General features: G+C 31.2%; 9 protein-coding genes and 1 riboswitch. All 9 genes read right to left on the reverse strand.

All coding sequences use genetic code 11. The annotated features are described in order from the left end of the window. Positions 1–141 precede the first annotated feature (141 nt). A complete protein-coding gene (gene trxB / locus V2W16_RS02045) occupies positions 142–1,062 on the reverse strand; it encodes a thioredoxin-disulfide reductase (protein WP_329380597.1) in 921 nt (306 codons plus the stop codon). Positions 1,063–1,071: 9 nt separating this feature from the next. Beyond that, on the reverse strand, positions 1,072–2,775 hold the full coding sequence (locus V2W16_RS02050; protein ID WP_329380601.1) for a Na/Pi cotransporter family protein: 1,704 nt from the start codon (positions 2,773–2,775) through the stop codon (positions 1,072–1,074). A gap of 52 nt (positions 2,776–2,827) precedes the next feature. Next, positions 2,828–3,295 (reverse strand): tRNA (uridine(34)/cytosine(34)/5-carboxymethylaminomethyluridine(34)-2'-O)-methyltransferase TrmL, encoded by a 468-nt coding sequence (trmL, locus tag V2W16_RS02055; RefSeq protein ID WP_329380603.1) that lies wholly within the window; start codon positions 3,293–3,295, stop codon positions 2,828–2,830. Positions 3,296–3,487: 192 nt separating this feature from the next. Continuing rightward, positions 3,488–6,715 (reverse strand): heavy metal translocating P-type ATPase, encoded by a 3,228-nt coding sequence (locus tag V2W16_RS02060; RefSeq protein ID WP_329380606.1) that lies wholly within the window; start codon positions 6,713–6,715, stop codon positions 3,488–3,490. A gap of 176 nt (positions 6,716–6,891) precedes the next feature. Beyond that, entirely contained in the window at positions 6,892–8,067 is a 1,176-nt protein-coding gene (locus V2W16_RS02065) for a phosphoribosylaminoimidazolecarboxamide formyltransferase (RefSeq protein ID WP_253229209.1), read from the reverse strand. A gap of 39 nt (positions 8,068–8,106) precedes the next feature. Beyond that, positions 8,107–8,190, reverse strand: a riboswitch (ZMP/ZTP riboswitch). Positions 8,191–8,238: 48 nt separating this feature from the next. Beyond that, a complete protein-coding gene (locus tag V2W16_RS02070) occupies positions 8,239–9,612 on the reverse strand; it encodes a collagen-like domain-containing protein (RefSeq protein ID WP_329380612.1) in 1,374 nt (457 codons plus the stop codon). Positions 9,613–9,637: 25 nt separating this feature from the next. Continuing rightward, complete coding sequence (locus V2W16_RS02075) at positions 9,638–10,711, reverse strand: tetratricopeptide repeat-containing glycosyltransferase family 2 protein (RefSeq protein ID WP_329380615.1); 1,074 nt, start codon at positions 10,709–10,711, stop codon at positions 9,638–9,640. Positions 10,712–10,797: 86 nt separating this feature from the next. Beyond that, positions 10,798–12,171 carry an MATE family efflux transporter gene (locus tag V2W16_RS02080; RefSeq protein ID WP_329380618.1) on the reverse strand — a complete coding sequence of 458 codons (1,374 nt, stop codon included), beginning with the start codon at positions 12,169–12,171 and terminating at the stop codon, positions 10,798–10,800. After that, positions 12,171–12,761, reverse strand: coding sequence for a cytidylate kinase-like family protein (locus V2W16_RS02085; protein WP_329380621.1), 591 nt, complete (start codon positions 12,759–12,761; stop codon positions 12,171–12,173). The genes V2W16_RS02080 and V2W16_RS02085 overlap by 1 nt, the downstream gene beginning before the upstream one ends. Positions 12,762–12,800: the final 39 nt, after the last annotated feature.

Raw genomic sequence — 12,800 nt, forward strand, 5'->3', positions numbered from 1 at the left:
GTATAATATATTTATTTTATGCTTTTTTCATGTTTTTTTCAAGTTTTTTATAATATTAATTTTCATATTTATAAATCATTTTTATAAAACATTTTAGTAAATATTATAAACAAAAAAAAGTGTTATTTAAATAACACTTTTTTAATTTAATTCATCTATAAACTCTTCTGCTCCAGTTGCACAAATTGCTCCGTCTGAAGCCGCTGTAACAACTTGTCTTAAAGCTTTTTTTCTAACATCTCCGGCAACAAATAACCCTTTTATAGATGTTTGAAGTGAATCATCTGTTATAATATAGCCGTTCTCATCTACATCAACCATATTTTTAACTAAATCACTGTTAGGATTATGACCTACAAACATGAATACTCCGTCTGTTTTATAATCATAAATTTCCCCTGTTTTTTTATTTTTAACTTTTATTGCGGTTACCATACCATTTTCACCAATTATTTCTACAGGTTCATGGCTTAGAAGGAAATGAATTTTATCGTTTTCTCTTGCTTTCTTTTCCCAGCTCTTTCCACCTCTAAATTCATCTCTTCTATGAATAATTGTAACTTTTTTTGCAAATTTAGTTAAGTATATTGCTTCTTTTAATGCAGTATCTCCACCACCTACAACGCAAACTTCAAAGCCTGTAAAAAACATTGCATCACAGGTTGCACAATAAGAAACACCCATTCCTCTATATTCTCTTTCACCTTTAATTCCAAGTTCTCTTGGAGAAGAACCGGAAGCAATAATACAGCTTTTTGCAATATATTCATCTTTGTTTGCCTTAACATAAAACAAACCATCATCTTTTTTCTCAACGCTTAAAACTTCATCATTTATTATCTTTGCACCAAAGCTTAAACATTGCTCTTTCATTTTTTCAACAAGTTCAGGACCTGTTACTTCACTGGCACCTGGATAATTTTCAATTTCCGTAGTTGTTGTAATTTGTCCACCAACCACAGCTTTTTCTATAATTAAAGTATTTAAAGTTGCCCTTGAAGCATAAAGCCCCGCACTTAGTCCCGCAGGACCGGCACCGATAATTATTACATCATATCTCATTTTTACCTCCTATGGAAGCATGTCAAATTGTCTTTTTGAAAGAAGCTCAACATATTCTTTAACAAAACTTCCTATATGGGCAGTATAGTCACCTATTCTTTCTAGATCTGCCACTATGTCAAAGTATACTACACCTGCTTCCGGTGTGCAAGCTTTTCTATTTAATCTGTCGATATGAGCCATTCTTAGTTCATCTTCTTTTTTATCAATTTGTTCCTCAACCAAATCTGTTTTAACAGCTTTTGCAATATCTTTTTCTTTGAATGCATCTATGGCACATCTTAAATTATTTTTTACCATTTCATACATTCCCATAAGTTCTTTTGTTGCATTTTCACTAAATACTGTATTTTCTTCTTTCTTAAGTTGAGCAATTCTAATCATACTCATACAGTAATCACCGATTCTTTCTATATCATGTATTACTTGATGTAAATGAACCGTAAAATCTGCACTTTGTATACTTGCATCCAATGCAGAAATCTTAATTACAAAATCAGCAATACCCGTTTCATATTTATTAATTAAATTTTCTAACATTTTTACTTCTTCTTCATTGTCATATTTATCATTTATACAAGCATCAGAAGCAAGATTTACTGATTTATACGCAAGTTCAGCCATTGTTTCTACTTCATTTAAAACTTCTGAAACAGCAAAAGCAGGATTTTCAAGCAAAATATCGTTTAGTTTTAACTCGAAACCTTCTTCTTCGTTAGTTTCTTTCTTAACAGGAAGAATTTTTTCTATAAATGATATAATAAGTTTACTTAGGAAAAGTAACAAACTTGCATTACATACATTAAATAACGTATGGAAATTCGCAATTTGTTTTGTAGGGTCACTTCCTGAAATATCAAGAATAAAGTTAAATACAAAACTGTCACCATTTGCAGAGAATGCACCTGTAAGGAATAATAGTGTCATCATCCAAATTACCCCTATTGTTTTTGTTATCAAATGGAAAACAGCAGCTTGTTTAGCTTGTCTGTCTACACCTATCATAGCAATCATTGCAGTTGCACATGTTCCAATATTCATACCAAGAACAATCGGAATTAAAACGCCTAGCGCATCATAACCTTCAACACCTGCAAAAGCTCCGCCAAGAGCAAGGGCTTGAAGTAAACCAATTGATGCTGAAGATGATTGAATAACAGCAGTAACAAATACACCGGCAAACATTCCAAGAATAGGATATTTACCTAAACTTATAAGCATATTAGTAAATATAGGATTATTCGCAAGCGGTTTTAACACATTCGACATAACGCTTATTCCAAAGAATAAAATACCAAAACCAAGTATACATTCACTTAAATGTATAGTTTTGTCTTTTTTTGCAAACATCCTTATTGCTGCACCAAGACCGATAAATAAAGGTGCATATTCTGATAAATTAAGAGCTATAATTTGACCTGTTATTGTAGTACCGATATCAGCCCCAAGAATTACACCTGCAGCTTGAACAAGGCTCATTAAGTTTGCATTAACAAGTCCAACAACCAAAACAGTAGTTGCAGACGAACTTTGTATAATCATGGTAACAATAGTACCAAGAGCAAGAGCTTTTATAGGGTTACTGGTAACTTTATTTAAAATATCTTTTAATTTATTACCTGCGGCTTTTTTTAACCCTTCCCCCATTAAGTCCATTCCGTACAAAAAAAGCCCAAGACCTCCGAAAAGCTGGATTAACATCATAACACTCATATCAATTTCCTCCAATAGCAAAAATGTTTGATTTAGTTTGATTTAGTTTGTTTTATTTCATATGTTTAAATTCTGTCTGTCTTAAGGCTTCATATAAAATTACACAAACACTGTTGGATAAATTTAAACATCTTGCATTTTCTTTTGGTATCATAGGTATTCTAAGTCTTGTATCCTTGTATTTTTCGTGTATAAAATCCGGAAGCCCTTTTGTTTCAGACCCGAACATAAAATAGTCGTTATCACAAAAATTAAAAGAAGAATAATTTTTATCTCCTTTTGTTGTAAGTAAATATAAATTTTTTATATCATTCTTTTCCAAAAAATCATCAAAATTTTCATAAACTTGTATGTCTGCTTCATTCCAATAATCAAGACCGGCTCTTTTTAAATGCTTGTCTCTTATACTAAACCCCAAAGGTTTAATTAAGTGAAGTCTTGAATTTGTTACAGCACAGGTTCTTACTATATTACCTGTATTTTGTGGTATTTCTGGATTAAATAAAACTATATTAAACATAAATTATCTCCGTTTTTCTTATATAAAATTAAAAAAATCTTAAATAATATATCATATTTTAAATTTATTTTACTATATATTTATATTTATTTTACTTAAATTTTACATAAAATGCAAAATTTTTTTTATATTTTCTCTAAATATATTATATTATTCCTTAAAAAAATAAAAAAACACAGAAAAATCTGTGTTTTACGGTTTGGTTAATTCTCCATTTTGAATTTGTTTTATAACTGGTAAATCGTTATATCCAAAATCAATAGCTTTTTGTAAATAATAATCTGTCTTTTCTTTGTTTCCTTCAAAATAATATGCCATAGACATTCCTGCATAAGCCATTGCATATTCAGGATATAAATTGATTGCTTTTTCAAAGTAATTTTTTGCATTTTTTGTATCCATAGGACTTTCTTTTAAGGATATGAGTCCAAGATTATAATACGCTTTTTCATTTTTACTGTTTATTTTTAAAACACCTTCATAACATTGTCTTGATTTCTCAAACTCATCAACAATATAATAAAGTCTTCCCATAACTTGTTTATATTCTTCATTGTTATTATCAAGTTCATTTGCTTTTTCCATATATGCAGTTGCAGTATCAAATCTTTTTAACTGCCAATATGAATAGCCTATCATATAATACATATTTGCTTCATCACTTTTATGTTTATTTAAAGATAAATTATTGTCAGTTATAACTTTTAATGTTTCAATAGTATTATAAAAATCCTGTTTTTTAAAGTACGATAATCCAAGTTCATAATTTGAATCAGCATCTATATCTTCTTTACAAGAACAAAAGGAAACAAGGATGCAAAAGCATATTATAAAAACAAATATCTTTTTTAATGTTTTCATTTTACTTACTATATTTATTTCAATAAGTTCATATCCTGCATCAGTTATAACTTTTTTAAATACATCATCATTAATATCTTTACTTAATGTAACATAAGCACTTTTTTTGTCTAAATCAACAGTACATGCTTCTACACCATCAATTTCTTTAAGTTTCTTTTCAACTGTCATACTACAGTGAGGACACATCATTCCTTCGATTACAAGTTGTTTTTCATTTTTGCTCATTTTTGTTTCTTCTCCTTTTTCATCTTTATTATCTTCATTATCAAACTTTATAAATTTAAGTCTTAATGCATTTGTTACAACACATACGCTGCTAAGACTCATTGCCGCTGCACCAAACATAGGATTTAATTTCCATCCTAAAGCTGTATAAAATAATCCACTTGCTAAAGGTATACCTATACTATTATAGAAAAATGCCCAAAACAAATTTTCTTTTATATTTTTTATAACAGCTTTACTTAATTTTATAGCATTTACGACGTCAAGTAAACTATTTTTCATAAGAACTATGTCTGCACTTTCTATTGCAACATCAGTTCCTGCACCTATGGCAATACCAACATCAGCTCTGGCAAGAGCAGGAGCATCATTTATCCCATCTCCAACCATTGCAACTTTTTTACCTTCTTTTTGAATACTTACTACTTTTGCTTCTTTTTCATCAGGTAAAACCTGGGCTATTACTTTTGGAATAGAAAGCCTTTTTTGCACTGCTTTTGCTGTTCTTTCATTATCTCCCGTAAGCATTACAACATCTATACCCATATTTTTAAACTTTTCAATTGCTTCTTTACTGCTTTCTTTTTCAATATCAGCTACCGCAATAATTCCAATTACATCTTCCTCATTTGCAAAAATTAAAGGAGTTTTCCCCTCATCCGCAAGAGCATTTATTGTTTTTTCATATATAGATATATCTACATTAATATCATTCATTAAAGATGCATTTCCTGCAAAATACATTTTTGAATTTATTTTTGCTTTAACACCTTTACCGAATATTGCTTCAAAATCTTCATTTGGAATAGTGTTTATATTATTATCCTTAGCATATTTAACTATTGATTCTGCAAGAGGATGTTCACTGCCACTTTCAAGAGAATATGCAATACTTAAAAGCTCTTCTTTCGAAATTTCAAAATTTAACACATCAGTAACAACAGGTTCACCTTTTGTTATTGTTCCTGTTTTATCAAGAATAACTGTATCTATGCTGTGTGCAATTTCTAAAGCTTCTCCTGACTTTATAAGTATTCCGTTTTGAGCCCCTTTTCCCGTTCCAACCATTATTGCAACAGGTGTTGCAAGTCCAAGAGCACAAGGGCAAGAAATAACAAGAACAGAAATGGCTACTGATAAAGCAAATTCAAAGCTCTCACCAAGAAGTAACCATACAATCATAGATATTAATGATATACTTATAACTATAGGAACAAACACCCCTGATATTTTATCAGCCATTTTTGCAATAGGTGCCTTTGATGAACTAGCTTCTTCTACAAGTTTTATAATTTTATTAATTGTAGTATCTTCATTCACATTAGTTGCTTCAAATTTTACGAACCCTGATTTGTTTATTGTTGCACCAATTACTTTATCTCCCACTGATTTTTCAACAGGTATGCTTTCTCCTGTTATCATTGATTCATCAACACTTGTATTTCCATTTACGATTATACCGTCAACAGGAAAACTACTTCCGGGTTTTACAATTACAATATCCCCTTTCATAACATCATCAACAGGTACTTCCATTTCTTCTCCGTTTCTTTCTACAACTGCCATTTTTGGAGCTAAATTCATAAGTTTTGAAATAGCTTCACTTGTTTTCCCCTTTGACTTTGTTTCCAAAAATTTTCCCAAAGTTATAAGCGTTAATATCATTCCTCCTGATTCAAAATATAAATTTGTGCTGTATTTATTAACAAGTTCTAAATCTCCATAACCAAGACCATGACCAATCATAAATATTGCAAAAACACCATACACAACAGCAGCCATAGAACCAATAGCAATAAGACTATCCATATTTGGACTACCTTTGAATAATGTTTTAAATCCAACAGTATAATACTTTCTGTTCATATACATTATAGGTAAAACCAGTAAAAATTGAATAAAAGCAAAATTTATGGCATTTTTACTTCCATGAAATAAATTCATTATAAAATCAGGTGTCTTTAACCCTAAAAATCCATCAAACATATGATACATTGCAATATACATAAGTGGAATTAAAAATGCAAATGAAATTATAAGCCTTTTTTTCATATATTTTATTTCTTCATCATTATTTACACTTACATTATTTTTTGATTTTATGTTTGTAATATTTTTATCATGTAAACTTGCTCCATACCCTATTTCCTTTACATCATTTATTATGTCGTTACAATTTGTTATATTTTCATCATAAGAAATATTCATGCTGTTTGTAAGAAGATTGACACTTACTTCTTCTACTCCGTCTTTTTTACTTAATGTCTTTTCTATTCTTGACGAACAAGCAGAACAACTCATGCCGGTAATATCATATTTTTCCTTTTTCATAACATGCTCCTTCTATTTAGAGTTTTTAACATATGCTAATTATTCTAAAAAAAGTATAACACTTAATCCTATAATGTCAATAGGAAATATATTTTTTTTATATAAATATTATACACCATGTTAGCAATAACAAACAAGTAAATATAAAAAAAAGATAACCCATATGGAGGTTATCTTTAATGATGGAATAATCTTGTACCGATAAAAGACATTACCATGTTATATTTGTTACAAGTATCTATTACATTATCGTCTCTTATAGAGCCGCCTGCTTCAGCAATATATTTTACTCCGCTTTTATATGCTCTTTCTATATTATCACCAAATGGGAAGAAAGCATCTGACCCAAGACATACATCTGTCATTTTAGCTAAATACTCTTTTTTTTCTTCCATTGTTAATACTTCTGGTTTTTTAGTAAATACATTTTCCCAGCTTCCGTCTCTTAATATGTCATCATGTTCCTCTGAAATATATACGTCAATAGCATTATCTCTATCTGCCCTTCTTAAGCCTTCTTTAAAAGGTAAGTTTAAAACTTTATCGTGGCTTCTTAAAAACCATGTATCAGCTTTATTACCTGCAAGTCTTGTACAATGTATTCTTGATTGTTGACCTGCTCCTATTCCTATTGCTTGTCCGTCTTTTACATAACATACTGAATTTGACTGAGTATATTTTAAAGTTATTAAAGAAATTATTAAATCTCTTTTTGCACTTTCACTCATATCTTTGTTTTCAGTAACAATATTTTCAAGCATATCTTCATTTATTTTTATATTGTTTCTGCCTTGTTCAAAAGTTATACCAAAAACTTCTTTTCTTTCTATTTCTTTTGGAACATAATTTTTATCAATTTTTATAACAAGATAGTTTCCTTTTTTCTTTTTCTTTAATATTTCTAAAGCTTGTTTTGAATATGAAGGAGCAATAATACCATCTGAAACTTCTTTTGATAAATAAAGTGCAGTTGCCTCATCACATTCATCAGACAATGCGGCAAAATCACCATAAGAAGACATTCTATCAGCTCCCCTTGCTCTTATATAAGCATTTGCTATACCTGTAAGTTTTATGTTTTCATCAACAAAATACATTTTTTTCAATGTTTCATCAAGCTCCAAACCAACCGCAGCACCGGCAGGTGAAACGTGTTTAAAAGATGCCGCAGAAGGAAGCCCTGTTGCTTCTTTTAATTCCTTAACTAATTGATAGCTGTTAAAAGCATCAAGAAGATTAATGTATCCAGGATTACCATTTAAAACCGTAATCGGTAAATCTCCATCTTCCATATAAACTCTTGCAGGTTTTTGATTTGGGTTACATCCATACTTTAATTGTATTTCTTTCATTTGTTACACTCCTAAAACAATAAAGAGCCCACCAATCCAGGCTCTTGCCCAGACGGTCGGCTCATAATAATCATTATACTTCATGTGGTTAATTCCACTGTTCCGTCAGTCGTATAACATAAATTAGAATAACATTTTTTTATTTTTAAGTCAACATTATATCTAAAACAATTACTTTGATAGTTGATTACTACTTATATTACCTACTTTATAAACATTAATTGTAGAATCACTTAAAGTAAAACCACTACTGTCAGGAATAACAGTTAAAACACAAGGTGTTGAAGTAACTGAAATTGGTGTAGAAAAAGACATATTTGCATAGTTACCAGAACCTGACAATGATTGTCTTGTTACTGCACTATTTACTGCGTTTCCATCTTTATATAAAGCAATACTTATTGCAGAAGAAGAACCTGAAGTTCCTGCAGAAGCATTAAAGTTTACTTGATAAATACCATTTTGCGAAATTGTTATATTGGTTGAATTTGTATTATGAGTTATTGCACTACCACTACTTAAATAATTACTGTTAAATTGAATAGGTTGATTTGCGGTTGTTGGTTGTGGTGCAGAATCAATTGCACATAATATTTGAGGATTATCCAAACTGCTTGCGCCTGTGGCACCTGTTGCGCCAGTTGCTCCTGTTATACCGGTTGCGCCCCTTGGAATTGCAAAATTAAAAACCGCATTTTGAGGTGTTCCTGAATTTGTAACAGTAGCAGAAGTACCAGGCGCAGAAGTTGTAACTGTTCCAACACTTAATGTAGCAGCTTGACCGTTATTTCCGCTTGGACCTGTTGGGCCTGTTGGGCCTGTCGGACCCGTAACACCAGTTGCTCCACTTGGGCCTGTTGGACCTGTAGCACCAGTTGATCCACTTGGGCCTGTTGGTCCCGTTGGACCTGTAACACCAGTTGCTCCGCTTGGACCTGCTGGGCCTGTTGGCCCCGTAACTCCAGTCGCTCCGCTTGGACCTGCTGGGCCTGTTGGACCTGTAACACCAGTTGCTCCGATTGAACCTGTTGGACCTTGAACACCTTGAGGGCCTTGTGGTCCTTGTGGACCGGTTGGACCTGTTGCTCCTGTAGTACCTGCACCAGTAGGACCTTGTATCCCTTGAGGACCTTGTGGTCCCTGTGGGCCAGTTGGACCTGTCGCCCCTGAACCTGTTACTCCTGTAGCTCCCGTTGGGCCGGTTGGGCCTGTTGGACCTGTAACACCAGTTGCTCCTGTAGGACCTATTATACTATTACCATTTGGTCCTTGTGGTCCGGTTGGTCCGGTTGCACCAGTTGCCCCTGTTGGTCCTGGACACCCTCTTGGACCTCTCGGACCTGTAGCTCCTGTTGCCCCCGTTGGGCCGGTTACTACGCAGCAATTATGACTTTTGGGAGTATAACAGCAAGAAGATTGATTATTATTTGTATAGGGATAATATTCATTTGATTTCATACTGCATGAATTATTTTTTTTAGAATGTTTACAACAATTTGAATTATTGTTACCTTCTAAAAAACTGTTATAATCAAAATCATACATTATATTTTCACTCCTTATTTTACTTTTAAGAAAATATATTTTTAAAGTATTCTCTGTTTATCATATATTCTCTACCAGCAGGCTTTATAATGCCTGCTAATTCATTATATTCATTTGCTAAATTTGTGTTACCGATTTTGTCATAACATACACAAAGTTGAATTAAAGGAATATATCCATAACAATCTTCTAAAATAAATCCACCTAAAGTATCCTTTCTACTACAATTAAGTGCCGCTTTATACCAATAAATTGCATCATTGTATCTATTTATATTAACAAAATAATTTCCTATATCACAACAAACTTCCGCTCTTGGAGTATCATACTTAAATGTCCTAAACAATACTTCAATTTCTTTATCTGTTTGTCCTATATTTTTATAACAATAAGACATCATCCTTAAAGCATCAATTTTATTTTCCAAAAATCCGTTATCCATATTTAAAAACTTTTCAAATCCATCAATTGCATTATTAAATTTATTGTGATAAAGAAGTTCCCTGCTATAATAAAATAGTTCTCTTGGAGAAAAAACAACCCCGTTATTTAATAATTTTTCAAATATTTTTATATTTCTGTCACTGTAGCTTTTCTTTATTTTTTTATGAGTAACGGCAATATTAGAATATTCTATTTTTCCAAAAGGAACTATTGCCTCATGAACATAACCGTTCCACATATCCTTATGAATATTTTTTATTAATCTTTCCCTGTAATATGAAAAAACGACATTGCCATTTTCATCAAACGACGTATTATATTTCATCATTACAACATCTATATCATTACTCATGTTTTCTTTCATTTTTATGAATTTCTTTTTATCTTCATCAAGTATTACATCATCTGCATCAAGCCATAAAATATATTCTTTTGTAGCTTTTGAAAAAGAAAAATTTCTTGCACGGGAAAAATTATCTACCCATTCATAATCATATATTTTATTTGTGAATTCTTTTGCAATTTCTTTTGTTCTATCCTTCGAACCTGTATCCACTATGATAATTTCATCAACAATATCTTTAATGCTTTTTAAACATCTTTTTAAAACACTTTCTTCATCTTTTACTATCATACATAAACTTATGCTTACCAAAACAAAACCTCCTTTTTGAGAGTTTATATATAATATGAAATATGATAAAAAAACGTTAAAAAAATAAAGGGTAAATACCCTTTACTTTATAAATTCTTAATTTCTTTTTGGTATATTCTCGATAAGAAGAAGACACAAAGGGATACGGCGATAATCTCTGCAAAAGGAAAAGACCACCATATTAAATTAAGTCCTCCTATTTTTGAAAGCACATAAGCTACAGGAAGAAGAACAACAAGCTGTCTTATTCCTGATATAAGTAAACTTTCCAACCCATGTCCTAAAGCCTGACACATAGAAAGAGTACAAATACTAAAACCTGCAAATACAAAACTTATTCCTATTATTCTAAGTGCAGGAACACCTATACTCATCATTGTATTTGAAGCATTAAATACAGAAAGAAGTTCTTTTGGGAAGAACAAGAACAGTAAAAATCCTACAAACATAATCCCAACGGCATAAAAAATGCTAAGTTTGAAAGTTTTCATTATTCTTTCTTTCTTTCTCGCTCCGTAATTGTACGATATAATAGGCACCATACCGTTATTTAATCCAAACACAGGCATAAAAACGAAACTTTGAAGTTTGAAATATACTCCAAAAACCGCTGTTGCCGTAGATGAAAATGTAATTAAAATCTTATTCATTCCAAAGGTCATAACTGAAGATAATGATGATAAGATAATCGAAGGAATACCAACAGAATAAATCCTTTTTATAATGGATAAATTAGGTCTATATCCCTTTAAATTTATATCTATCTCGTGATTCTTATAATGATTAAACAAAAACCCAACAATAGCAGCTATAATTTGCCCCGTTACTGTAGCAAGAGCAGCTCCCGCAACTCCCATTTTTGGAAATCCAAATAAACCAAATATCATTATAGGGTCTAATATTATATTTATTATTGCGCCAAGACCTTGCATATACATATTATAAACTGTTTTTCCCGTAGATTGTAACAGTCTTTCAAATGCTATTTGAAAGAATACTCCAAAAGATAAAACGGTACATATGGTTAAATAAATTGTTCCGTCATTTACAATATCTGTTATATTTGTCTGAGAAAGGAAAAAGGCTCTTGAACCAAAAATTCCAAATATTAAAAATATAATATAATTAATTGCTGCAAGAAATATTGCTGTTTTTGCAGCTTGATTTGCCTTATCAAACTCCTTCTCTCCAAGACATTTTGATAAATAAGCATTAACACCTACTCCCGTACCTACTGCAACTGCAATCATAAAGTTTTGTATCGGGAAAGCCAAAGATACCGCAGTTAATGCATTTTCGCTTAACATCGCAACAAACATACTGTCAACAATGTTATATAAAGCCTGTATAAGCATTGATGCCATCATAGGAAGTGACATAGTAACAAGTAACTTGCTTACAGGCATTACCCCCATTTTATTCTCTTTTCTTTTGTCTATAACAAGCTCTTTTTCATCCATTAAGCTTTATTCTCCTTTATTTCAACTAACGCTTTTATCAGCTGTGCACATTCATCCAAACCCATTGTGCTGTTTAAAACCATATCATAATTTTTTGCTACATTCCATTTTTCATCTGTAATATAATTATAATATTTAGCTCTAGATTTATCTATTTTTGTTACATAATGTTCGATATTTTTTTGTTCTACGTGATAATCTTCCTTAACACGTTTCACTCTTTCTTCAAATGGTGCACTTACGAATATTCTTGCACAATTTTCTTTGTGTCTTAGAATATAGTCAGCGCAAAGACCAACAATAATACAAGGTCCTTTATCTGCCACTTTTTTTATAATATCTGCTTCTGAAACAAGAAGCTGTCCCTCAACAGGTAAATTATCATAACTAAAACTCAAATTTGAAAAACATCCTATTGGATTTCTTGTATCGGCATTTCTTATAAAATCAGCTGCAAGACCTGTTTCTTGAACAATTAAATTTATAAGTTCCTCATCATAAAAAGGAATATCTAAAAGTTTAGAAACTTTTTTTGCTATAAGACGTCCTCCTGAACCGTATTCTCTTCCTATTGTAATAACTGTATTCATATTTACACCTCCCATTCCATAAACACGAACACATTTTTA

This window comes from Anaerofustis butyriciformans, assembly GCF_036289385.1.
Taxonomy (GTDB): domain Bacteria; phylum Bacillota; class Clostridia; order Eubacteriales; family Anaerofustaceae; genus Anaerofustis; species Anaerofustis butyriciformans.

Bases quoted from the DNA above. Each gene is read 5' to 3' on its own strand.
- trxB (WP_329380597.1), bottom strand. From the start codon at position 1,062: ATGAGATATGATGTAATAATTATCGGTGCCGGTCCTGCGGGACTAAGT.
- V2W16_RS02050 (WP_329380601.1), bottom strand. From the start codon at position 2,775: ATGAGTGTTATGATGTTAATCCAGCTTTTCGGAGGTCTTGGGCTTTTT.
- trmL (WP_329380603.1), bottom strand. From the start codon at position 3,295: ATGTTTAATATAGTTTTATTTAATCCAGAAATACCACAAAATACAGGT.
- V2W16_RS02060 (WP_329380606.1), bottom strand. From the start codon at position 6,715: ATGAAAAAGGAAAAATATGATATTACCGGCATGAGTTGTTCTGCTTGT.
- V2W16_RS02065 (WP_253229209.1), bottom strand. From the start codon at position 8,067: ATGAAAGAAATACAATTAAAGTATGGATGTAACCCAAATCAAAAACCT.
- V2W16_RS02070 (WP_329380612.1), bottom strand. From the start codon at position 9,612: ATGTATGATTTTGATTATAACAGTTTTTTAGAAGGTAACAATAATTCA.
- V2W16_RS02080 (WP_329380618.1), bottom strand. From the start codon at position 12,171: ATGGATGAAAAAGAGCTTGTTATAGACAAAAGAAAAGAGAATAAAATG.
- V2W16_RS02085 (WP_329380621.1), bottom strand. From the start codon at position 12,761: ATGAATACAGTTATTACAATAGGAAGAGAATACGGTTCAGGAGGACGT.